The sequence below is a fragment of the Flagellimonas rhodophyticola genome (genome assembly GCF_049332665.1).
Classification (GTDB): Bacteria; Bacteroidota; Bacteroidia; order Flavobacteriales; family Flavobacteriaceae; genus Flagellimonas.
Genome location: NZ_CP186326.1, coordinates 2,274,268 through 2,297,753 on the forward strand (window position 1 = coordinate 2,274,268; position 23,486 = coordinate 2,297,753).

19 protein-coding genes and 1 pseudogene are annotated in these 23,486 nt (G+C 35.0%); 17 read left to right on the top strand and 3 right to left on the bottom strand.

The window, feature by feature from the left end; translation table 11 throughout:
* Positions 1-60: 60 nt before the first annotated feature.
* The 15 genes and pseudogenes from asnB to ACOKFG_RS10275 all read left to right on the top strand — a co-directional run bounded on the left by asnB (position 61) and on the right by ACOKFG_RS10275 (position 16,413).
* Complete coding sequence (asnB, locus tag ACOKFG_RS10205) at positions 61-1,911, top strand: asparagine synthase (glutamine-hydrolyzing) (RefSeq protein WP_422861178.1); 1,851 nt, start codon at positions 61-63, stop codon at positions 1,909-1,911.
* Between the two features lie 472 nt (positions 1,912-2,383).
* Positions 2,384-2,671: pseudogene (locus ACOKFG_RS10210) on the top strand (CatB-related O-acetyltransferase); the annotation flags it as partial.
* Positions 2,672-2,675: 4 nt separating this feature from the next.
* The gene (locus ACOKFG_RS10215; protein WP_298789307.1) at positions 2,676-3,833 is read left to right on the top strand and encodes a hypothetical protein; all 1,158 of its coding nucleotides are present in this window, start codon (positions 2,676-2,678) and stop codon (positions 3,831-3,833) included.
* 177 nt (positions 3,834-4,010) lie between these two features.
* Positions 4,011-5,021, top strand: coding sequence for an O-antigen ligase family protein (locus ACOKFG_RS10220; RefSeq protein ID WP_298789308.1), 1,011 nt, complete (start codon positions 4,011-4,013; stop codon positions 5,019-5,021).
* A 94-nt stretch (positions 5,022-5,115) separates the two neighbouring features.
* Positions 5,116-5,997, top strand: coding sequence for a hypothetical protein (locus tag ACOKFG_RS10225; protein ID WP_298789309.1), 882 nt, complete (start codon positions 5,116-5,118; stop codon positions 5,995-5,997).
* A 3-nt stretch (positions 5,998-6,000) separates the two neighbouring features.
* Positions 6,001-7,119 (top strand): non-hydrolyzing UDP-N-acetylglucosamine 2-epimerase, encoded by a 1,119-nt coding sequence (gene wecB / locus ACOKFG_RS10230; protein ID WP_298791615.1) that lies wholly within the window; start codon positions 6,001-6,003, stop codon positions 7,117-7,119.
* A complete protein-coding gene (gene wecC / locus ACOKFG_RS10235; RefSeq protein ID WP_298789310.1) occupies positions 7,119-8,333 on the top strand; it encodes a UDP-N-acetyl-D-mannosamine dehydrogenase in 1,215 nt (404 codons plus the stop codon). Before wecB (ACOKFG_RS10230) ends, wecC begins: the two co-directional genes overlap by 1 nt.
* 17 nt (positions 8,334-8,350) lie before the next feature.
* Complete coding sequence (locus tag ACOKFG_RS10240; RefSeq protein WP_298789311.1) at positions 8,351-9,427, top strand: glycosyltransferase; 1,077 nt, start codon at positions 8,351-8,353, stop codon at positions 9,425-9,427.
* A 315-nt stretch (positions 9,428-9,742) separates the two neighbouring features.
* Complete coding sequence (locus tag ACOKFG_RS10245; RefSeq protein ID WP_299485003.1) at positions 9,743-10,090, top strand: CatB-related O-acetyltransferase; 348 nt, start codon at positions 9,743-9,745, stop codon at positions 10,088-10,090.
* A gap of 20 nt (positions 10,091-10,110) precedes the next feature.
* The gene (locus ACOKFG_RS10250) at positions 10,111-11,115 is read left to right on the top strand and encodes a polysaccharide biosynthesis protein (RefSeq protein WP_298789313.1); all 1,005 of its coding nucleotides are present in this window, start codon (positions 10,111-10,113) and stop codon (positions 11,113-11,115) included.
* The gene (locus ACOKFG_RS10255; protein ID WP_298789314.1) at positions 11,115-11,543 is read left to right on the top strand and encodes a hypothetical protein; all 429 of its coding nucleotides are present in this window, start codon (positions 11,115-11,117) and stop codon (positions 11,541-11,543) included. The genes ACOKFG_RS10250 and ACOKFG_RS10255 overlap by 1 nt, the downstream gene beginning before the upstream one ends.
* Before the next feature lie 4 nt (positions 11,544-11,547).
* Positions 11,548-12,690, top strand: a complete 1,143-nt coding sequence (locus ACOKFG_RS10260; RefSeq protein WP_298789315.1) for an NAD-dependent epimerase/dehydratase family protein — start codon at positions 11,548-11,550, stop codon at positions 12,688-12,690.
* Between the two features lie 20 nt (positions 12,691-12,710).
* Positions 12,711-13,844, top strand: a complete 1,134-nt coding sequence (wecB, locus tag ACOKFG_RS10265) for a non-hydrolyzing UDP-N-acetylglucosamine 2-epimerase (protein WP_298789316.1) — start codon at positions 12,711-12,713, stop codon at positions 13,842-13,844.
* Entirely contained in the window at positions 13,832-15,034 is a 1,203-nt protein-coding gene (locus tag ACOKFG_RS10270) for a glycosyltransferase family 4 protein (RefSeq protein ID WP_298789317.1), read from the top strand. The genes wecB (ACOKFG_RS10265) and ACOKFG_RS10270 overlap by 13 nt, the downstream gene beginning before the upstream one ends.
* 134 nt (positions 15,035-15,168) lie before the next feature.
* The gene (locus tag ACOKFG_RS10275) at positions 15,169-16,413 is read left to right on the top strand and encodes a GNAT family N-acetyltransferase (RefSeq protein ID WP_298789318.1); all 1,245 of its coding nucleotides are present in this window, start codon (positions 15,169-15,171) and stop codon (positions 16,411-16,413) included.
* A 47-nt stretch (positions 16,414-16,460) separates the two neighbouring features.
* On the opposite strand, the gene ACOKFG_RS10280 is transcribed toward ACOKFG_RS10275, so the two are convergent.
* From ACOKFG_RS10280 to ACOKFG_RS10290, 3 genes are all read right to left on the bottom strand, one after another.
* A complete protein-coding gene (locus ACOKFG_RS10280; protein WP_298789319.1) occupies positions 16,461-17,240 on the bottom strand; it encodes a hypothetical protein in 780 nt (259 codons plus the stop codon).
* 230 nt (positions 17,241-17,470) lie between these two features.
* A complete protein-coding gene (locus ACOKFG_RS10285) occupies positions 17,471-18,805 on the bottom strand; it encodes a UDP-glucose dehydrogenase family protein (RefSeq protein WP_298789320.1) in 1,335 nt (444 codons plus the stop codon).
* Between the two features lie 246 nt (positions 18,806-19,051).
* Positions 19,052-20,080, bottom strand: a complete 1,029-nt coding sequence (locus ACOKFG_RS10290; RefSeq protein ID WP_298789321.1) for an NAD-dependent epimerase/dehydratase family protein — start codon at positions 20,078-20,080, stop codon at positions 19,052-19,054.
* 326 nt (positions 20,081-20,406) lie between these two features.
* Here ACOKFG_RS10290 and ACOKFG_RS10295 point away from each other — a divergent pair, with 326 nt between their 5' ends.
* Together ACOKFG_RS10295 and ACOKFG_RS10300 are read left to right on the top strand one after the other, a co-directional pair.
* Positions 20,407-21,540: an aminotransferase class I/II-fold pyridoxal phosphate-dependent enzyme gene (locus ACOKFG_RS10295; protein ID WP_298789322.1), complete on the top strand. Its 1,134-nt coding sequence runs from the start codon at positions 20,407-20,409 to the stop codon at positions 21,538-21,540.
* Complete coding sequence (locus tag ACOKFG_RS10300; protein WP_298789323.1) at positions 21,537-23,483, top strand: nucleoside-diphosphate sugar epimerase/dehydratase; 1,947 nt, start codon at positions 21,537-21,539, stop codon at positions 23,481-23,483. Before ACOKFG_RS10295 ends, ACOKFG_RS10300 begins: the two co-directional genes overlap by 4 nt.
* Positions 23,484-23,486: the final 3 nt, after the last annotated feature.

The following is a 23,486-nucleotide window of genomic DNA, read 5'->3' on the forward strand; positions in this document are numbered from 1 at the left end:
TATATAAACTGAAGGATTTTAAAAATAACTAAAAATTAACCCTAAATCAGTCTGTTACATATGTGTGGTATTTTAGGAACAGTTCCCGCGACTCCTTACGAATCATTTAAAAATTCTCTTGACACCTTAACTCATCGAGGACCTGACAGTTATGGAATAGAAAGCATTAATGATGCTGTTTCTCTTGGTCATCGCAGACTTTCAATTTTAGATATTTCTGCAAAGGGCCATCAGCCCATGCATGGTGATGATAATCGTTACACAATTGTATTCAATGGCGAGATCTATAATTTTTTAGAAATCAAAAAAGAGCTGTTGAACCTAGGACATAGTTTTAGATCCACCTCTGATACAGAAGTTCTCCTTAAATCCTATATACATTGGGGAGAAGAAAGTATGTTGAAGTTTAACGGGATGTGGGCATTGGCTATATGGGACAATCAAAAAAAGCAAATGTTTTTATCTCGGGATAGATTTGGGAAGAAACCTTTGTTTTATGCCTTTATAAACGGAAAGTTCATTTTCGCTTCTGAAATGAAAGCGATATTCCCATATTTTGACAAATTGGAAGTTTCGGATGATTTTAATTGGATGAAGAAGAACATCTTCTTTTATGAAGCAACCGATAAGTGTTTAATAAAGGGGATAAAAAGGTTTCCAGCTGGTTATAATGGTAATTTAAAAGATGGTAAACTAACTACATATAGGTATTGGAATACATTGGATCACCTGGTGGAAGTGCCCAAAACCTACGAGGAGCAAGTTGAACGTTTTCGTGAACTGTTTATGGATTCATGCAAACTTAGAATGCGTTCAGATGTTTCTATCGGGACTGCTTTGAGTGGTGGGCTTGATAGTAGCGCAACAATTGGTGCTATGGCCCATTTGTCAAAGAACAATAATAACTATGCCAAAGATTGGCAGCATGCATTTGTTGCCTCATTTCCAGGTACGCCATTGGATGAATCTCATTATGCTAAAATGGTGACTGATCATTTAGGGCTACAATCAACTTTTATAGATATTGAGCCTTTAGAACATTGGGGCAAGCTTGAAGAGTATTTTTACCTTTTTGAAGATTTATATATTACCTCTCCACTACCTATGATAATGCTCTATGGAGCTGTCAAAAAAAATGGAGTTACCGTAACCCTTGATGGTCATGGAGCAGATGAATTACTGAGTGGTTATCAACAAGGAACGTTGGAAAGTTTGTGGGATGCACGGTTTAATATGAAGAGGACCAAAGATATATTGGAGATATACCAGGGAAGTGTAAATGCAGATGAAGCCCAGTATACCAGAACAAGCAACTATAAGTTGTTCTACAACTATATGGTAAAGAAGGGAGCAAAAAAAATAATGGGAAAAACTATACCTTCTAGAGATCAGAACCATCCAAATTTTAAAAAACTGGATAACCTTACACAGTATCTTTATGCAATGTTTCATGAGAATATACTACCTACTTTACTCAGAAACTACGACAGGTATGCAATGATCAACAGTGTAGAAATTAGAATGCCGTTCATGGATCACCGTATAGTGAGTTTTGTCAACTCACTTCCATACTCTAGTAAATTGGGAAATGGTTATACAAAAAGGATTATTAGAGATGCTTTGGATCCCTATTTGCCAAAAGAAGTTACTTGGCGAAAATCAAAGATTGGGTTTAGTTCCCCAATTGTGGATTGGATGCAAAATGAACTTAGTGAATGGTTTATGGATAATATAAGTTCAAAGTCATTTCTTGAATCCAACTTAGTGGAAAAACCAAATATTTTAAGAGAGAGAATTACAAAAATTGTTACAAAAGAGAATAGCAATTTTACCCAGGCCCAAAAATGTTGGTCGGAATTTTCACCTTACATTTGGGAAAAAGCCGTTCTTAATAAGACGGTGAACAAATAGGTTGCAATGACTATAGATTTTGAATTGCAAAATAGCAAAGAATTGATTCATGGTTGGAAAATTAAAAAAATGGGTGCTCTCAAGCTCTTTTCTTACTAGAGCAGCTATTTTTTTTAGAAGGATTTATCTAAAGAGAAAAAAGGGTATTACCTATCAAAAAAACGCCTTTATTGGTTTTTCTGTGGTATGTGAGGGCAGCAATGGTTTTGGTAAGAATAGCTCAATAGTAGCTTCAAAAATTGGCTATGGCTCATACATTGCAGAAGGAGCAAAAATAGCTAAAACAAGTATCGGAAGGTATTGCTCTATTGGGCCAAAAGTCACTTGCATATTTGGAAAACATCCATCAAATACCTTTGTATCTACACATCCCTCATTTTTTGCATTGAAAACTCCTGTAGGATTTACTTATTCCGATAAGCAGTATTTTGAAGAATTTGCCGTTCCAAATAAAGATAACTATAGTATAATTATTGGAAACGATGTATGGATAGGGGCAAATGTATCTCTGATGGATGGAGTAAAAATTGGAGATGGAGCCATTGTTGCGGCGAATGCATTGGTAAATAAAGATGTTGAACCCTATGCCATTGTAGGTGGAGTGCCTGCTAAAATCATAAAAAAACGATTCAGGGAGGAGGAAATAGATTTCTTAGCAAACCTCAAGTGGTGGGACAAATCCAAGGAATGGATAAAAGAAAAAGCTTCACTTTTTAGAAATATCAATGACTTTATGGAACATCTAAATACTAAAGAATAACAAGATGAATATCCCTATTGTTGTTGTAGCCTATAATAGACCGAGGTCTTTGGCCAGATTATTACAATCTTTAGACGATGCAAAATATCCGCATCAGGATATTGATTTAATTATTAGTATTGACAAAGCCCAGAATAATCAAAGTGTTATAGACACCGCCAATAGGTTTAATTGGGAGAATGGAGAAAAGAAGGTAATTTGTCAAGAGACCAACTTAGGTCTAAGAAAGCATATTTTAAAATGTGGTGGACTAAGTATTGAATATGGCGCGGTAATAGTTTTAGAAGATGACTTGTTTGTTTCCCCAAATTTTTACTCGTTTACAGAGCAAGCTTTGCTTTTTTCAAAAAAGGAATCTGTTATCGGCGGAATTTCATTGTACAACCATCAACTTAATGTAAATACACGTGCCAATTTTTCCGCTTTGGAAGATGGTTATGATAATTGGTATTTTCAGTTTGCCTCTTCTTGGGGGCAAGCATGGACAAAGGATCAATGGAGTGGTTTTATCCAATGGTATAACAATAATCCGGATATTGAAAATAACATAAACGTTCCTGCTTATGTAAGAAGTTGGTCTTCGAAATCTTGGCTTAAGTATAACATTGCTTATTTGGTTGAAAAGGACCTGTACTTTCTATATCCAAAAATAGCATTGGCAACAAATTTTAGCGATGCTGGAACGCACGTTGGTAATGATAGTACTATTTACCAAGTACCGTTAGACTATGGTGTGGAAAGAAAATATAGATTTTCCTTCCTTAAAGATTCTTTATCGGTATACGATGCTTTTTTTGAAAACAAAAAACTTCATGAATCCCTTGAGGTCAATCAAAATGAATTGTGTATAGACCTTTATGGATATAAATCTGAAACAAGTCAACGATACGTTCTGACTTCCAAGCTTATGAACTACAAAATAATAAGTTCTTTTGGTAAATCTTTAAAACCGCATGAGGATAATATATTACGCTCGGTAGATGGGTTCGAACTTTTTTTATATGATACCAATAGTCCAGAACAAAACCTTAATAAACAGGACTTTGATAGAAAGGTAAGTTATAATTTCAAGCAGATGCCATATAAAATAATTAGAAGGTTGTTTTTAAGGCAATCTATTTTAAAGATTAAAAATCTATGGAAAAAAATAACAAAAAGATAATTCGAAGTGCTCAAAGAGATTAAAAAAATTGGGATACCTTTTGTGGCATTATTATTTCTGTATTTGCTAAACCCTTATGGATTAAATATTTACATAGGTTATTTATTAACGGGTCTACTAATTTTGCAAAAAGGATTTCTAATTAAAAACATAGACATAGGGTTTTTATTGTTGTTTATGTTTTCACTTGTCTATGCTGCTTTTTTTTCATTTGAACCGAAAGCCGGAAATCAGTATATCATTATTTATGCCTTAGCGCCTGGCACCCTTTATTTAACAGGAAAATACTTTGCGGATAAAATACATGGAAACCGAACAACTCTGGTTTTACTTTTGTTATGTGCCGGTTGTATTTTTTCCATATCTGCAATTCTATCGGTCTTTATGGATATTCTTCAAAATGGATATAACGTTGTTGACCGAAATTTACCAAATTACTGGACTGGGCAAATTATACCTGCCACAATAATGGGAGCTTATTTTACCATTGTCATGACCATACCTGCGTTATTGATACCAGAAATAAAGAAGCTTCCGTTTGTAATGAAAGTAGTACTTCTTTTGATATACATAATATCTATAGCATGTGTGCTTAGGATTGGTAGTAGAACTCAGTTGAGTATTAGTGTCATTACTTTGTTGATATCATTATTCTATGTAATGCCCAGACAGTCTTTTAAAAGAAACTTTTTCATGTTTTCTTTTTTTGCGGTAATAATTTTCTTTATTGCAAATACCGTAAGTTTTGATTTAGATCAGGATTGGCTTTCAGCTTTTGCCGGGCGGATGGAAGATGGAGGAGGTGAGGACATAGCCTCTGGAGGAGGCCGGACGGAAAGATGGGCAAAGTCCATGGAAAACCTATTTGAAAAACCTCTGGGTTGGAGCGAGCATGAATTTGGCCATGCCCATAATCTTTGGTTTGATGTATTAAGGATAGGAGGTTTTCTATCTTTCTTCTTGTTAATATCTTTTACTACCAATGCCTTTCTTTCTGTTAGAAAAGCCGTTAAAAAAAACAAATCGGCCTACGCTTTAAATAACTTAATGATTGTGTATACACTCTCAATTTGTATGGTTTTCATGGTTGAACCTATACTCGAAGGGATGTTCGACTTTTTCGCCTTCTTTTGCTTTTTTATCGGTGTGGTGAAAAAATATAATGCCGATTATCCTGTAATTGATTAGAGTCATCCAAAAATATATTCAAGCTTTGATACTTTACTGTATTTTTGCAGCGTTATTAGCATGAATTATACAACTACTGACCATTAACCCATTTATGCAAAAATTTGCAGTTCTTCTTACATGTTTCAACCGGAAAGAAAAGACGATTTCAGCTTTGAAGGCTCTAGAGAAAGCGTTTAATACTTCAGGAGGAAATTGGCAAATGTCAATTTATCTTACAGACGACGGTTCTACAGATGGAACCTCTCAAGCTGTGGTAGACAATTTTCCGGAAATCAACTTATTAAAGGGCACTGGATTTTTATATTGGGCTGGTGGAATGCGAAATTCTTGGAAAGAGGCCATAAAAGGTGATTATGATGCATACCTATTAATGAATGATGACACCAATATTTATGCGCATTTATTCGATTCTATAAAAAGAACACATGAATATAGTACCTCTAATTACAGAAAAGGGGGTATCTATATTGGCACAACGGTAGATACCGAAACCAAAAAGATTACCTACGGAGGTTCGATATTTGTAAATCGATTTTTAGCTAAAATGAAAAGGCTAAAGCCTCAAGAAAACCCTGTGCCATGTCAATTGGGCAATGCAAACATTATGTGGGTGAGTAGAAATGTGGTAGAAACCATTGGGATACTGTCAGAAGGTTATGTGCATGGAATGGCGGACTATGATTATAGTCTTAGAGCTGGCAAAAAGAAATTGCCAGTATTGATTATGCCCGGGGTTGTTGGGGAGTGTGTCAATGATCATAATGATCGTTATTTGAAATTTTTCAAACTGCCGTTAAAGGAAAGATTTAAAATGCTTAAAAATCCAATCGGTTTTGATTTTACATCGCAATCGTATCATATGAAAAGACACTTTCCTATACGATATCCCCTCTTTATAATGACCGGGTATATTAAGGTATTGTTCCCCAAGTTATATTATCATTTATTATATAAAAAAAGAAAGAGCATTTAAATGTTGAAAAAAAACCTTATTGTTTTTGGAACGAGACCAGAGGCCATTAAAATGGCTCCACTTGTTAAGGCTTTTGGTAAGTCAAAAGAATTTGAAACTAAAGTCTGCGTCACAGCACAACATAGAGAAATGTTGGACCAAGTTTTGGAGTTTTTCGAGATCACTCCGGACTATGACCTTGATTTGATGAAACCAGGACAAAACCTTTATGGCTTAACAGCTTCAATTATAACAAGTTTGCAATCCGTTTTGGAATCTTTTAAACCAGATTTTGTATATGTTCATGGTGATACTACTACTACAATGGCGACAAGTATAGCTTCATTTTACTCAGGGGCTAGGGTATGTCATGTAGAAGCCGGCTTACGTACGTTTGATAAATGGGCTCCTTTCCCTGAAGAAATTAACAGGAGAATTACTGGGCATGTTGCCGACTATCATTTTGCACCAACCGAGACCTCAAATAATAATCTAAAAAAAGAAGGAGTTGTAGAAGAAACCATAACCATTACAGGTAATACTGTTATTGATGCTTTACACGAAAGTGTAAATCGAGTTAAAACGCTCAACTCTGCTGAATTAACCAAGCTAAAAGAAACGATTTCTGAAGATAAAAAAATCATCCTTGTCACTGGGCATAGAAGAGAAAACCACGGGCAGGGCTTCATCAATATTTGTCAGGCACTAAAAGAGATTGCGGAGAAATTTGATGATGTAGAAATAGTCTATCCTGTTCACCTCAATCCTAAGGTGCAAAAGCCAGTATACGAATTGTTGGGTGATTTGGAGAATATTAAATTAATTGACCCGTTAGCTTATCCCGAATTTGTTTGGTTGATGAACGAGAGCCATATTGTAATTACAGATAGTGGCGGAGTCCAAGAGGAAGCCCCCAGTTTAGGTAAACCGGTCTTAGTGATGAGGGATACTACGGAAAGACCTGAAGCTGTTGAAGCAGGAACAGTAATATTGGTAGGTACCGATAAACAAAAGATAGTTTCTGAAGCAATTAAGCTACTTACCGATGAAGATAAATATAAGACCATGAGCAAATTACATAATCCCTATGGTGATGGTAATGCATGTGGACGCATAGTAGAATTCATGAAAAATAAAATATAGTGTCACAAAAAAAAGTTACAATGATGGGTTTGGGCTATATCGGCCTACCCACAGCGGCATTGATTGCTGGGAATAAAACTGAAGTTAATGGGGTTGATGTTAATCCAAGGGTTGTAGAGACCATTAATAGGGGTGAGGTACACATTGTAGAACCTGATTTAGATAAAGCTGTTGCTAAAGCTGTAAAAGAAGGCTTTTTGTATGCAAGCCTTGAACCAAAAGAAGGAGATACCTATCTAATTGTAGTACCGACTCCCTTTAAGGAAAAAAATGAACCGGATATTTCTTATGTTGAAGCCGCTACCAAAGCTATTTTACCCTTTTTAAAAGAAGGGGATTTATATATCATAGAATCTACTTCTCCTATAGGAACAACGGAAAAAATGGAACATTTCATTTTTACCGCTCGCCCTGAACTTAAGGGGAAGATATTCATGGCTTACTGCCCGGAGAGAGTACTCCCTGGTAACGTTATGCACGAACTTGTGCATAATGACCGTGTTATTGGGGGTATAGATGAAACATCTACACAAAAGGCAATCGATTTTTATTCAAAATATGTAAAAGGAAGTTTACATCCAACTAATGCGCGTACCGCTGAAATGTGCAAACTGGTTGAAAACTCATCTAGAGATGTGCAGATTGCTTTTGCAAACGAACTTTCCCTAATTTGTGATAAAGCGGATATTAACGTATGGGAATTGATCAAGTTAGCCAATAAACACCCCAGAGTTAATATTCTGCAACCTGGTTGTGGAGTAGGAGGGCATTGTATTGCGGTTGACCCTTATTTTATTGTATCTGATTATCCCATGGAATCAAAGATTATTGGTACTGCAAGGGAAATTAACAATTACAAATCTTTTTGGTGTGCTGAAAAAGTACAAAATGAAAAATTGAAGTTTGAGCTGGAACATGGATACAAGCCAAAGGTTGCTTTAATGGGGCTTGCGTTCAAGCCTAATATTGATGATTTAAGGGAATCACCAGCTAAATATATTGTTCAGAAGGTATTGCAAAACGCAAATAATGATGAATACTTTATAGTGGAACCAAACATTGATAGCCACAATGTTTTTAAAATCACAGATTATAGAACTGCGTTTGAAAAAGCTGATATAGTTGTTTATTTGGTTGCACATGATGAATTTAAAGAACTATCAAATGATACCACTAAAAAGATTATAGATTTCTGTGGTATCCTTGAAAAATAGGACGAACTCTAGATAATATGGCCAAAAAAGTTCTTTTTGTAACTTATAAACTGCAAAGTTATAGAATACCAATTTTAGATATAGTCGGTAGAGATTCGAATATTGACCTTACGGTACTTCACTCATCAAAAAAATCTGATTATAGCGGAGGGCATTTTGAAGAAAAAATTATTTCATTTAAAAAAACTGGAAACTTCACTTCTTATAATAAAGAATTTACAAACCTAATCGATGAATTTGACGTTATAGTTTGCATGTTTTATTTGTTCAACCTTTCTTTTTTAAAGTTAGCGCTAAAGAGAAACAGAAAGATAAAATTGATTTTTTGGGGTATTGGAGTACGCGCCTCATATAACTCGACATTCGATGCTCCAACAATAATGAATAATATTCGATATTTTTTAGCGAGACGCAGTGATGCAATGCTGTTCTATTCAGATTATGCACGGGATAAGTACATTAAGAAAGGATTAAACGAGAAAAAGCTCTTCGTTATGAATAATACTGTCGAGGTATTGAATTCTGAACAAAACACTGCCAGCAAGGATAAAATCATATTTATAGGGTCTTTGTATAAACAAAAGAAAATATTTGAGTTGTTGGAATCGTACAGAGAAGCTGTTAATGGGTTTGATAAAAAACCTTACGAACTTCACATTGTAGGGGGGGGACAAGAGTTTGAAACGATACAAGATTGGATTAAGGCCAATAAACTAAGTCAATACATAAAACTGCACGGGGCCGTATTTGAAGAGGAAAAACTGAGTAAGCTTTTTTCCACCGCGTATGCATGTATTTCTCCAGGTCAGGCAGGTTTGTCAGTGCTCAAGAGTTTTGGTTATGGAGTTGCCTTTATCACTCATGAGAATGCAATTACTGGAGGGGAAAGGTTAAATATAGTAAATGGGAAGAATGGGCTTTTGTTCAGTGATTTTTTAGAACTCCCAGAAATAATCATGGATATTTTTAAAAATCCAGAAGACTTTGTTGCTATGGGGAAGAATGCCAAACTATTTTACAATACAAATAGAACCCCACAAATTATGGCAAATGGATTTATTGATGCCGTAGATTATGTAACTACAAAAGCTTAAAATTTAAAAAAAAACTTCACGATGAAAGCTTACATAAAATCATTTTTTTCCTTGCGCAAAGTAAAATACCCATTGGTTTCTATCTTTTCATTTTGGACCAGAAATTGTGAGTTTCAAAAATCTTCTGAAATAAGAAGTTTTGCAGTCCTCAATAATTCTAGGATAGGAGCATATACCAGGATAAACTCCAATTGTAAATTAGTTTTGACCGTGGTTGGCAATTTTAGTGCAATTGGTAAAGGCTCAATACTTGGATTTGGTAGACATCCGTTAAATTATGTTTCAACACATTCGATTTTCTATAAAAAAAATCGAATGCGAAATGATTGGATAACGCCAATAGAGTTTAAAACCAATCTTCCTATTAAAATAGGAAATGATGTTTGGATCGGAAGAGATGCAAAGATTATGGATGGGGTCACGGTGGGTGATGGTTCGGTAATTGCTACCGGATCTATTGTAACAAAAGATGTTCCTCCATATGCAATAGTTGGTGGGGTACCAGCTAAGGTCATTAAATATAGATTTGATGAAGAAACTATTGAAAAGTTGTTGAAGCTTAAATGGTGGGACTTTTCTGAAGAAAAGATTCTCCAAAACAAGAACTTTTTTAATGAAAAAGATATTACGGCAGAAAAAATATCTGAATATTTCAACATCTAATAAACAAAAAATATAGTAATATGTTTACTGGAAAAACACTATTAATAACAGGAGGAACGGGGTCATTCGGGAATGCTGTTTTAGATCGTTTCTTGCAAACTGATATCGGCGAAATACGCATTTTTAGCAGAGATGAGAAAAAGCAAGACGATATGCGGAACCGCTTGAAAAATCCGAAAATAAAATTCTACATAGGAGATGTAAGGGATTATAATAGCATTCACCATGCTATGCATGGTGTGGACTATGTTTTTCATGCAGCTGCATTAAAACAAGTGCCATCATGCGAATTTTTTCCCATTGAGGCTGCAAAAACAAATGTTTTTGGAACTCAAAATACAATCGATGCCGCAGTGACCAATAAAGTAGATAAGATTATTTGCTTGAGTACAGATAAGGCAGCATATCCTATCAATGCTATGGGTATTAGCAAAGCTTTAATGGAAAAAGTTGCAGTTGCAGCTTCACGTAATATCCCAGAAGATTCGACCACTGTTTGTCTTACAAGATATGGTAACGTAATGGCATCAAGAGGTTCTGTGATTCCTTTGTTTGTAGATCAAATTAAAGAGGGGAATCCACTAACAGTTACTGACCCAAATATGACCAGATTTCTAATGTCTTTAGAAGATGCGGTAGATTTAGTATTATTTGCCTTTGAACATGGTAATCAAGGCGATCTTTTTGTAAATAAGGCACCCGCAAGCACAATTGGTGATTTGGCAAAGGCGGTAAAGCAAATTTTTAAGTCAGAAAATGACATAAAAGTAATTGGAACCCGGCACGGAGAGAAATTATATGAAACCCTTTGTACTAGGGAAGAAATGCAAAAAGCTCAAGATATGGGAGACTTTTATAGAATTCCTGCGGATAATAGAGACTTGAACTATAGTAGATATTTTTCAGAAGGTGAGCGAGATATTAGCAAAATTGAAGATTACCATTCACACAATACAAAACATTTAAATGGAGATGAACTTCAAAAGACACTTTTAAGGCTGGACTTTATCAAGGAAAATCTTTAATGACTGATGACTATATAATAGAAGGAGAAGTATTTGAGGACGAAAGGGGAAAATTACGTTTTGTTAACCGTTTCGATATGTCCGAAATTGTTAGGTTTTATGAAATTGCTCCAAAAAATGAACAAATAATACGAGCTTGGCAAGGACATGAATTTGAGAAAAAATGGTTCTACTGTTTATCAGGTTCTTTTATATGTAATATTATAAATATTGACAGTTTTGATAATCCCTCAGATGAGTTAATCCCAAAAAGGGTTGAACTCAACTCAGAGAACCCTCAAATATTGGAAGTGCCCAATGGTTTTGCTACAGGGATTAAGGCTTCTTCCAAAGATGCTAGATTACAGGTATTTTCAAACTTTGGATTGAAAGAGTCAAAAGAGGATGATTATAGATATCCTTTAGAAAAATGGCAAGCTGAATGGTAATAAAATGAAAAAGCATAAAATAGGAATAACAGGTCAAGCAGGTTTTGTTGGAAGCCATTTATATACAACTTTGTCGCTACGTGAAGATGTTGAGCTAGTTCCGTTTAAACGTTCTTTTTTTGAAAGTCCTGAGCAATTGGGTCAATTTACTTCAGAATGTGATACTATTGTGCATTTGGCGGCAATGAATAGACATGAAAACCCAAATGTTATTTATAATACCAATATAAAACTGGTTGAACATCTTATTGCGGCTTGTGAGGAAGCGGGTTCAACACCACATATTATATTTTCATCGTCATCGCAAGAAATAAAAGACAATCTTTACGGAAATTCAAAAAAAGAGGGTAAAAAAAGGTTTATAGCCTGGAACAAAAAGTGTGGCGGTAGATTTACATCATTGACCATACCAAATGTTTTTGGACCTTTTGGCAGGCCAAACTATAACTCCGTTGTATCCACGTTCTGTCATAAAGTGGCAAATGGTGAAGAACCCACAATAATTAATGATGGTGATGTGGGGCTTATTTACATCAATGATTTAGTAAAGATTTTTATCAACACAGCTTTTGGGGAACAGGCAGTTACTAAACTTGATGAAAATAGTTTTGAAGTAAAGATTGAACCCAATCACTATGTAAAAGTCTCAAGAATACTGGAATTACTTAACCAGTTTAAATCTGATTATATAAAAAATGGTGTTTTTCCAAATATGAAAGATTATTTTGAAAAGTCATTGTTTAATACTTTCAGATGCTATATCCCAGAGTCTCATTATCCAGTTAAATATACTAAACATACAGATCCTAGAGGTAGTTTTGTTGAGATTGCGAGAACGGAAACTTCCGGACAATTCTCGTTTTCCACGACAGTGCCGGGCATAACACGGGGCAACCATTTTCATACCAGGAAAGCGGAGCGTTTTGCAGTTATAAAGGGTAAAGCCAGGATACAGCTCAGAAAAATAGGTACGGAACGTGTCATTAACTATGATCTCAATGGTGATGAACCGGCCTATGTTGATATGCCAATATGGTATACACATAACATTACCAATACAGGAGATGAGGAACTAGTAACACTATTTTGGATAAATGAGCCTTATAATCCAGAAGATGCTGACACTTATTTTGAAAACGTAGAATAAAAAACGAAAAAAAGAGACCATTGAAAAGACTTAAAGTTTTAACCGTTGTTGGTACAAGACCAGAAATAATACGTCTTGCATGTGTTTTAAATGCATTGGACGCCAACGATGCCATAGAGCATACTTTGGTTCATACAGGACAGAATTATGATTATGAACTAAATGAAATATTTTTTGATGATTTTGGTATTCGTAAACCGGATTATTTTTTAAGTGCTGCAGGCAAAAATGCCACTGAAACAATAGGCAATATTTTAATTAAAATTGACCCTTTACTGGAAAAAATTGCTCCTGACGCATTTCTTGTGTTAGGTGACACCAATTCTTGCCTCTGTGCAATTCCAGCAAAAAAACGTAAGATTCCAGTGTTCCATATGGAGGCTGGCAACAGGTGTTTCGACCAAAGAGTGCCAGAAGAGACCAATAGGAAGATTGTGGACCACGTAGCGGACGTAAACCTTACGTACAGTGATATTGCAAGGGAATACCTTTTACGTGAAGGACTGTCACCGGATAGGGTTATAAAGACGGGAAGCCCTATGTACGAGGTGCTTCATCAATTTAAAGAAAAGATAGAAAACTCCAATGTTTTGAAGGATTTGGGGTTAAACAACGGAAAGTACTTTGTTGTTTCTTCCCATAGAGAAGAGAATATAAGCAATCCCAATAATTTCAATGGATTGATAGAATCCCTTAACCGTATTGCAGAAACATATGACTATCCAGTAATCGTGTCTACACATCCGCGTACTCGTAATATGCTGGATTCTAAAAAAGTAAAAACGCATAAGAACGTAAAATTTTTAAAGCCTTTGGGCTTTTCCGACTACAATGCATTGCAACTAAATTCTTTTGCGGTGTTGTCAGATAGCGGAACAATTTCTGAGGAATCTTCTATTTTGAACTTTAGGGCCTTGAACATTCGCGAAGCGCACGAAAGGCCAGAAGCTATGGAGGAAGCATCTGTTATGATGGTAGGTTTAAACCCCGAAAGAATATTGCAGGGACTAAAGGCTCTTGAAGTTCAGAGAAGAAGTCCTGAACGGAATTTTCGCGAAGTTGGTGATTATACGATGCCAAATGTGAGCGAAAAGGTGGTACGGATTATAATTTCCTATGTGGATTATATTAACCGGGTTGTATGGCAGAAGTAAAAAAAATCATTTTTGTGGCCTTGGGCTTTCCTAATGTGGCCATACGCAGGTACCTTTATTCTAATTTGATGCATGAGTTCCGTAAAAATGGACACGATGTTTTTGTAATAGCTGCTGATAATAATAGAAAAAAGTCAGAAATAGTTGAAGAAGGTGGAATTAAGATTCTTAGGGTTCCATCTTTGAAATTCTTTGGAACAAACAACATAATTAAGGGGCTTTCCAATGTTTTGTTGCCCTACCTCTACAAAAGGGCTCTTATTAAGCATAAAATAGATTTGGATTTTGATCTTATTTTTATGCCTACTCCGCCTATAACACTTATTGATGTGGGTTTTTGGCTAAAGAAAAAATCCAAAGGAAAATTGTATTTGATATTAAGGGATATTTTTCCACAAAATGCGGTGGATTTAAAGATGATGAAACCAAAAGGGTTTATCCATTCTTATTTCAGAAAGAAGGAGGTTAAATTATACACGGCATCAGATTTCATTGGCTGTATGTCACCTGCTAATGTTGATTATATCAAAAAACATAATACATACTTAGATTTTAGCAAATTGCATTTATTGCCTAATTGGGCGGACATTCAAGAAATAAGCGAGGTAACTGAGACAGCAACTAAGGAGGATTACGGTCTTAAAGATAAGATAATAGCTATTTTTGGTGGAAATATGGGATTACCACAAAAAATGGAGAACATTATCGATTTGGCCAAAAATTGTCAAGAAATAGAGGATTTGGTTTTCTTCCTAGTGGGCAAGGGTACTGAGCAAAAGAAGATTGCACGGATGATAGATACCTTAAAACTAAAAAATGTAATTTTTAAGGAACATCTTCCAAAAAATGAATACAATGATATTCTTAGACTTTCAGATATTGGACTGATTTCCCTCAGCGAAGATTTTACCATCCCAAATTACCCTTCAAAAGTACTGGCCTATTATCAATTTAAAAAGCCGGTTTTGGCCTCGGTTGATGTAAACACTGATTTTGGCAAAATGCAAGAAGAAATAAAGTGTGGTTTTTGGTCAAAAGCAGGTGATGTCGAAGCATTGAAAAAGAATCTTTTAAAACTGTATAATAACAAAAAGTTAAGGGAGGAACTCGGCCAGAATGGTTATGATTATATGATTAATAACCTAACACCTTCTCATGCCTATGATATTGCTTATAGCCATGTTCGATAAGATTAGGAATCCATTCCTTCCTTTACTCAAGGTTATGGAAGAAAAAGAATCGGGATTTATAACCTGTAATCAACTTTCTCAATATTGAACTTTGTATACATTAAAAGCTGTTATTAATTATTTAATTTGCTTACATGACCCACAATCCTTTCAATACTGACAGATTTGCCAAATCATGGCTTAAACATTTTAAGGATTCAATGCCTTCAAAACGTTTTGATTATATCAATGGAGTTAACTTTTATAAGGACAAGCACCTTCCTTTGTATATAAATGTTGGTAAAAATTTAACCAAAGGTTTTTACTATACCATAAATTCGGACAAGGTAGTTAACTCCAATAATGTCTTTCTTATACGGGATATACCCACATATTTTAATGTGCCAGAGTTGAAAGGTGTAAAAGGCTTGAAGGCAATTAAAGCAAGGCAGTACAATGGTTATTTGACTTATTTGGAAAAGTATTCCAATCTGGAGGATTTTATCATTGACAAGTATAATTCTTCTGGTAGAAATGTTTTAAGGAGACGTTTAAAGGGTCTAGAAACTAGTTTTGACATTAAGCATGAGGTTTTTTACGGAGCCATAGAACAAGATACGTACGATGTAATAATTGAGGAGTTCCATAGGCTGTTGATCAAAAGGTTTTCGGAGAAAAAAACAGAATATCACATACTAAAGAAATGGGATTATTTTAAGGAGATAATCTACTCAATGGTATTGAACAAAGAAGCAGTTTTGTATGTAATCTATGCGAATGAAAATCCAATAGGCATTTATCTGAGCATCTGCTTCAATAATGTTGTTTCAGGTGCAATACCTGTCTTTGATACAGATTATGCCAAATTTGGACTGGGAAATATTTTGACCCTGAAACAAATTGAATGGTGTATAGAAAATAAGATGGAGATTTTTGATTCTTCAAAAGGGGACTATGGCGAAAAAGAACGTATCAGTGATTTAAAATACTTCTTTGAATATCATATTTTATACAACCCAAGGTCCATTGCATCAAGTGTTTTGGCGTTTGGCATCAGTTCATTTTTTAAGTTAAAGCAGTTTTTGAGAGAAAAGGAAATACATTCTTTTTACCATAATCTAAAATTCAAGCTAAGTCTTGGGAAAGAGAGCAAAAATCCAAATCAAATAAAGTATGAATTTACTGAATCAGCAGCAGATACTTTTCAAAATGAGAATGTAGACCTAATTGATATTCAAGGCGAAGATTACCTTTTTCTAAAAAAAATGGTCTATAACTTTTTGTATAAAAGTCGTGAGCATGTAAAGGATGTTAAAATATATAAAGAGTCAGAGTTCCGAAACACTTATCATATTGTGGGAAAAAACAAAATGCTAAAAATAACGGAGGTTACGACTTAAAAAGTAGCAGTTTTGGTAATTAATTGTTTTAGGGAATATGGTTAGTCTTATTTGGTGTTAAGGCTATTGACCAAACTTTCATATTCGTTGTCTATTTCCTTGTCTTCATAAACGAAATGTTTGACCAAGCCTTTGTTTTGTTCAGATTTATCTGGTTTAGCTTCTTCGCCTATCAGATTTTCCATGGTCGGCAAGAAACTTTGTAAATCTTTGATCCATACATAATGAACATTTTTCAGCTTACCTGTCTTTTCTGTAAATGACATATAAAATTGTAACATTTTTGAAACAATTTCTTGCTGCTCTTGCTCATCGTAATTGAAAAAATTGGATAAATCCACGCCAACAATTTTTTTCCAAAAAAGCTCATTTGTCCAAAAATAATGTTGTCTGTATTTTTTTATCTGATACCAATGATTGATTACGGATGTAACCCAAGAAGCAGGTTTCCGTAAAATGCATATGTATGTTAACTCTTTGGCAATTGTATGATTGGCAAGTTCATCTATATAAGCGCTCCAGAACCCAGATGATTCAAGTTTTAGATCAAGCGTGTTTAACCTTCTAACAAAAAAGGCATCAAAATCTTCCGCCATGGTTTTTACAGAGGCATAGTGTATTGGTTCATGTGCTGAAATAGCATAATTAAAACACCCTGCCAGAAAAGTGGTGCCAGTTTTATAGGGAGAGATGCTGTAGATTGTTTTATTGTTCAATATTGCATTGTTCTCTTTAGAAAAACCTTTTACAATTTTTTTGGCTTTGATTTCTATTGCCGTTTTATGTAAAGGAGTTCGTACAATAAACTTGTTTATCTCTTTAATCATGCTTTTAACCTATTGTTTTCGTGTTCAAAATAGCAAAATAGTTTTGATATAATTATACAAAAGACGACAAGCAGTACAAAAGATAGATGTGAGACATATAAAAACGTGTCTACCGTTTTAACTCACCTATGTATGAACATTGAAACGTTAATGATGAATGACCAATTTTTTTCTTTTTGAACTAATTGGTTTAGTGGATATTAATTAATTCTTTTTTCATGAAACCTTTTCTAATTGTTATTTTTTCCAATTTGATAATAGGTGAACCCCAGTTCTTTAAGGCGTTCACTATCAAATTGATTTCGTCCATCAAAAACAATAGGCTCTTTCAAGGTATTTTGTATTTCCATAAAATCGGGTGAACGAAATTCTTTCCACTCGGTCAAAAGTAATAGAGAATCTGCTCCTTGTAATGCTTCATATTTGGTATCAGTATAAGAAATGCCTTCCAAATCCTTTAAATAGTACGTTTGTGCTTCGTGAATTGCTTTTGGATCATAAGCTTGGATTTTGGCACCTAAAGAAGCTAATTTTTTTATAATATAAATGGATGGAGCCTCTCGCATATCATCGGTTCCAGGTTTAAAAGATAACCCCCATACAGCAAAGGTTTTATTTGATAAGTCTTCACCGTAATGCGATATTACTTTGTTAGCTATTACAAATTTTTGCCTGTCATTTACATCTTCTACTGCATTCAAGAGTTGTGCGTCGTAGCCCTCTTGCTCCGCAGTTTTCTTAAGTGCTTTTACATCTTTTGGGAAACATGACCCGCCATATCCGCTGCCGGGATATATAAAACTATAGCCTATCCGGCTATCTGAACCTATTCCAATGCGCACTTTGTTCACATCTGCTCCAACCAATTCACAGATATTTGACACTTCGTTCATGAAAGATATTTTTGTGGCCAACATCGCATTTGCTACATATTTAGTCATTTCTGCGGAACGTACATCCATTACCAACATTCTATCCATACTACTCCTAAAAAATGGTGCATATAACCTGCGCATAGCCTCTGCTGTTTCTTTGTCCTCTGTACCGACAACGACCCTATCTGGTTTCATGAAATCACTAATGGCGTCTCCTTCTTTCAAAAATTCTGGATTTGACACTACATGAAACCGTATTTTTTTACCCCTCTTGTCCAATTCCTTGTTTATTACAGATCGAACCTTATCTGCAGTACCTACTGGAACAGTGGATTTATCGACAACAATGAGGGGTGTGGTCATATGTTGTCCAATTTCAGAAGCAACTTGTAACACATATTGTAAGTCGGCAGACCCATCTTCTCCCATTGGAGTTCCAACTGCAATAAATGCCATATTACAGTTATCCAAACATTCTTGCAATTTGGTATGAAAATTAAGAGTCTTGTTTGCAACATTGCGCTTTACCATTGCTTCCAGCCCAGGTTCATAAATTGGGACAATGCCATTTTTTAAGTTTTCTATCTTTTGCTCATCTATATCCACACAGGTAACTGTATTTCCCATTTCAGCAAAGCATGTACCAGTAACAAGGCCAACATATCCGGTTCCAACAATTGTTATTTTCATATTTTCACTTCTTTAATCACAAATATTTTCAAACTATTTTTTAAACAGGCTAAAGTTTGGGCAACATCAATTGAGTTTAAAAAATAAGATTATTGACGGTTCAATATTCGCATGCAAATATCCAACAAACTAGTTAATCGGTATACGGTTTTAGATAAACTTTTGATAAAACGGTTGAAATGTAATTTTGACGAGCTGTTGTTAGGAATTTTACCTGAGATTTTAGATTATAGGGTCAAAGTAAAATTAAGCGTTGTAATATTTTCGATACCATTCAATAAATTTCTTGACTCCTACATTTATTGAAGTATCGGGATGATAATTATAATCTCTTTCTAAGTCACTAACATCTGCCCAAGTCTCCTTTACATCTCCCGGTTGCATCGGTTTCATGATTTTAGTTGCTTTAACACCTATTGTTTTCTCTATTTCTTCAATGAAATCAAGCAATTTTACGGATTTACTATTTCCTATGTTGTATAAATTATAGAGGTTCTCTGGATTATAAGAAGAGGTGTAATTATCTTCAATGATAGGTGTCAATCCATTAATTATATCATCAATATATGTAAAATCCCTTTTTAAGTCACCACCATTAAATACTTCAATAGGGGCATTTTCAAGAATAGCCTTTGTAAATAAGAACATCGCCATATCTGGACGCCCCCAAGGACCATAGACAGTAAAAAACCGCAGTCCAGTGGTCCTAAAACCAAATAAGTGGCTATAGGTATGGGCCATCAATTCATTACTTTTTTTTGAGGCGGCATAGAGGCTGATAGGATTATCAACGGTATGGGAAATTTTAAATGGAACCTTTTTATTCAATCCGTAGACACTGGAACTACTGGCATACACCAAATGCTTGATTTTGTAGTTTCGACAACACTCTAAAAGATTAGAGAAACCGACAATATTACTGTTTATATATGCTGATGGGTTTTCAAGGCTGTAACGAACTCCTGCTTGGGCAGCAAGATTGCATACAACATCAAATTTTTCTGAATCAAATAAATTGGTAAGCTCACTACTTTCTTCCAAAGAAATATGCAGAAATTTTAGTTTATCCCCATGCCTGTCACTGGCAAAGATTCGACTGGATTTTTCAGCTTTTTCTTTCGATAAACCTAATTGCTCTAGTCTATTGAATTTAAGCGATGTATCGTAGTAATCATTAATATTATCTAACCCTACAACATGATGACCTATTTTTAACAATCTTTCACAAAGGTGAAACCCAATAAATCCGGCAGCTCCAGTAACTAGTATCTTCATAATATTATTTCGGTTTCAAATATCGAAAAATCACTAAATGTTGTTAATAATGGCCTTACCATCTCTGTATTTGGATTCACTTTCTTTAATGTGTGCAAAATAAAGAAAATGTTTAATTATTGATTATAACTTACCCCTAACTAGAACATGTTGTTAGACCTTTTATTTGGTCATTAACACTGGGAACAAGTATAAATTGAACCTGGTGCAATTTTACTCTTTTGGTTCTTGAACGAGTATTTCCAACTTATATCGAATTGTCATATCAAATTGATTGAAATTACTCTTTTAGAATTAGTTTTAACGGAAATTCCTCAAATTATCAAATGAAGATTGAAGTTCAAGAAAAAATATGGCTTTCTTCCCCTCACATGGGACCTACGGAGCAGTTATACGTTAAGCAAGCGTTTGATAGTAACTGGATAGCCCCTTTAGGACCTAATGTTAGCGGTTTTGAAAAAGATCTTGAAGATTACGTTGGAAATGATGTGAACGTGGCTTGTTTAAGTTCTGGTACCGGGGCAATTCATTTGGCTTTAGAGCTTTTAGGAGTGGGGAAAGGAGATGAAGTACTTTGTCAAAGCTTTACATTCGCCGCATCTGCTAACCCAATAACCTATTTAGGTGCTAACCCTGTTTTTATTGATAGTGAAACAGAAACTTGGAACATCTCTCCAGAACTTTTAGAAACAGCAATTGAAGATAGAATAAATGAAGGCAAAAAACCAAAGGCAATAATTGCTGTCCATCTATATGGGATGCCATATAAGATAAACGAGATCGTGGAGATTTCAAGAAAATATGATATCCCAATAATTGAAGATAGTGCAGAGGCTTTGGGGAGTATTTACCATGGCATCAGATGCGGAGGTTTTGGTGATATTGCAATTCTGTCGTTTAATGGGAACAAAATTATTACAACTTCAGGAGGTGGTGCATTGTTAAGTAAAAACAAGGAACTTACGGATAAAGCCGTTTTCCTTGCAACGCAAGCAAGAGATAATGCCCCTCATTATCAACATTCTCAGATTGGGTATAATTATCGCATGAGCAATGTTCTTGCTGGTATCGGTAGAGGACAGATGGAAGTACTGCCTGAAAGAGTTTTGGCAAGAAGAAGTAACCATCAATTTTATAAAGAAAATTTATCAGGAATTTCCAATATAGAGTTTTTGGATGAACCTGAAGGAAGTTATTCCAACAGATGGTTGACGTGCATTTTGACACCCTCTTTTGGGGTCCGTGAAAAGATTAGAATTGCACTTGGTAATGAGAACATCGAATCAAGACCACTTTGGAAGCCTATGCATTTGCAACCAGTATTTGAAAATCAAAAACATTACACCAATGGAGTAAGCGAAGATCTTTTCACTAGAGGCTTATGCTTACCTAGCGGTTCAAATCTGGGCCATGAAGAATTAAATCGAATATGTAATATCATTAAAAACCTACTTAAATGATAAGAAAGTACATTTTTGAGAATGACAAACATTATGCATCTAAGTGGACAGTACTCCTCATAGACTTATTAATTGTTGGCATTTCGTTTATTTTGGCTTATTTTATCAGGTTCAATCTTAGCTTCAATTTTGATGTTCAAAGACTATGGGTACAATTGCCGATAGTAATATTGTTGTTTTTAGGAGCTTTCCTGGTTTCCGGCAGTTATAAAGGGGTTGTTAGACATACTGGAATAAAAGATGTGTATGCCATTTTTAATGCTATTTGTTTGGCTAGTATTAGCACAATAGTCATTATTCTATTCAATAGATATACAGAATTGGTCAATGGGTTTACCATTCCATTATCAATCATTATTATTAATAGCTTGCTGACCTTTATAGCACTTACTTCTGCTAGATATGTTTTCAAGATTTCATATGAAAGCTTGGCTACCAGTAATGGGATTCCATCAAAGAATATAATTGTTTATGGCGCTGGAGAATCAGGTATAATCACATACAATACTTTGACCAACCATTCCAAGATGAAAGTTAAAGTCGTTGGGTTTGTGGATAATAATCTACAAAAAGTGGGCAAGCAGATTAATGGAGTCAAGGTTTATAACAAATCCATACTAAGCAAGGAATTCGTTAGATTTCATAATATAACTGAAGTTGTTTTTTCAATTCAGAGCATCCCGCCAAGAAAATTAAGAACCTTGGTTAATGAAATTGTTGACCTTCCCGTAAAAGTTAAGATTGTTCCTCCAGTAGAGGACTGGATAAATGGGGAATTGAAGGTTTCACAGATTAAACAAGTTCAGATTGAAGACCTATTGGACAGACCTCCAATTCAAATCAAAAACAGCAAGGTCATGAGGGACTTTGAGGATAAGGTCATAATGGTTACAGGAGGAGCCGGTTCCATCGGAAGCGAACTTGTTCGTCAAATTTGTAAATATAGCTACCAATCTCTTATTATCATTGATCAAGCAGAATCTGCACTTTATGATCTGCAACAAGAATTAAAACAAGCTGGGTTTCATAACTTCATTCCGGTTGTGAGCGATATAAGGGATAAGAATAAGATGAGGGCTTTGTTTGAAGAATACAAACCCAACAGGATCTTTCATGCCGCGGCTTACAAACATGTTCCCTTAATGGAACGGAATCCATATGAGGCTGTAAAAATCAACATAGCAGGAACTAAAAATATTGTTGATCTTGCAGTTGAGTCTAATGTAGAAAAATTTGTATTTGTATCCACTGATAAGGCAGTGAATCCAACTAATGTTATGGGAGCAACAAAACGTATTGCCGAAATGTACATCAGTTGCAGACAGCAGGAGGGCAAAACAAAGTTTATAACCACTCGATTTGGAAATGTACTGGGATCTAATGGGTCGGTAATACCACTGTTTAGAAAACAAATTGAAAAAGGAGGTCCTTTAACGGTAACCCATAAAGACATTACTAGATATTTCATGACAATTCCCGAAGCATCTCAATTGGTTTTGGAAGCTGGTGCGATGGGCAAGGGAGGTGAAATATTTATTTTCGATATGGGAGAATCTGTTAAGATTTTGGATTTAGCCAAAAATATGATTAGACTCTCAGGTCTTCATTACCCAGATGATATTGATATTAAAATAACTGGACTTAGGCCAGGAGAAAAACTTTATGAAGAATTGCTGGCTAATGGTGAAAATACCCTTCCGACCTATCATGATAAGATAATGATTAGTAAAGTACGGGATATAGATTATACCAAAACAAGGAATATGATTGACGAGCTTTGCATTTCAAATCTATTCTTTAAGGACAATGTTGTGCAATTGATGAAAAGAATTGTTCCGGAGTATATCTCCAACAATTCTGATTTTTGTAAATTGGACAATGACACGGAGAAGTCTAAAACTAGTGAAACTCCAAAATCAAAAATTGCTCAACTCAAAAGCTAAATA

What these genes read in the sequence shown, in the direction of transcription:
- ACOKFG_RS10260 (WP_298789315.1), top strand. Translation starts at nt 11,548, where the DNA reads ATGAAAAAGCATAAAATAGGAATAACAGGTCAAGCAGGTTTTGTTGGA.
- ACOKFG_RS10215 (WP_298789307.1), top strand. Translation starts at nt 2,676, where the DNA reads ATGAATATCCCTATTGTTGTTGTAGCCTATAATAGACCGAGGTCTTTG.
- asnB (WP_422861178.1), top strand. Translation starts at nt 61, where the DNA reads ATGTGTGGTATTTTAGGAACAGTTCCCGCGACTCCTTACGAATCATTT.
- ACOKFG_RS10275 (WP_298789318.1), top strand. Translation starts at nt 15,169, where the DNA reads ATGACCCACAATCCTTTCAATACTGACAGATTTGCCAAATCATGGCTT.
- ACOKFG_RS10280 (WP_298789319.1), bottom strand. Translation starts at nt 17,240, where the DNA reads ATGATTAAAGAGATAAACAAGTTTATTGTACGAACTCCTTTACATAAA.
- ACOKFG_RS10255 (WP_298789314.1), top strand. Translation starts at nt 11,115, where the DNA reads ATGACTGATGACTATATAATAGAAGGAGAAGTATTTGAGGACGAAAGG.
- ACOKFG_RS10290 (WP_298789321.1), bottom strand. Translation starts at nt 20,080, where the DNA reads ATGAAGATACTAGTTACTGGAGCTGCCGGATTTATTGGGTTTCACCTT.
- ACOKFG_RS10245 (WP_299485003.1), top strand. Translation starts at nt 9,743, where the DNA reads ATGCGAAATGATTGGATAACGCCAATAGAGTTTAAAACCAATCTTCCT.
- ACOKFG_RS10270 (WP_298789317.1), top strand. Translation starts at nt 13,832, where the DNA reads ATGGCAGAAGTAAAAAAAATCATTTTTGTGGCCTTGGGCTTTCCTAAT.
- ACOKFG_RS10250 (WP_298789313.1), top strand. Translation starts at nt 10,111, where the DNA reads ATGTTTACTGGAAAAACACTATTAATAACAGGAGGAACGGGGTCATTC.
- ACOKFG_RS10300 (WP_298789323.1), top strand. Translation starts at nt 21,537, where the DNA reads ATGATAAGAAAGTACATTTTTGAGAATGACAAACATTATGCATCTAAG.
- ACOKFG_RS10295 (WP_298789322.1), top strand. Translation starts at nt 20,407, where the DNA reads ATGAAGATTGAAGTTCAAGAAAAAATATGGCTTTCTTCCCCTCACATG.
- ACOKFG_RS10220 (WP_298789308.1), top strand. Translation starts at nt 4,011, where the DNA reads ATGTTTTCACTTGTCTATGCTGCTTTTTTTTCATTTGAACCGAAAGCC.
- ACOKFG_RS10240 (WP_298789311.1), top strand. Translation starts at nt 8,351, where the DNA reads ATGGCCAAAAAAGTTCTTTTTGTAACTTATAAACTGCAAAGTTATAGA.
- ACOKFG_RS10285 (WP_298789320.1), bottom strand. Translation starts at nt 18,805, where the DNA reads ATGAAAATAACAATTGTTGGAACCGGATATGTTGGCCTTGTTACTGGT.
- ACOKFG_RS10225 (WP_298789309.1), top strand. Translation starts at nt 5,116, where the DNA reads ATGCAAAAATTTGCAGTTCTTCTTACATGTTTCAACCGGAAAGAAAAG.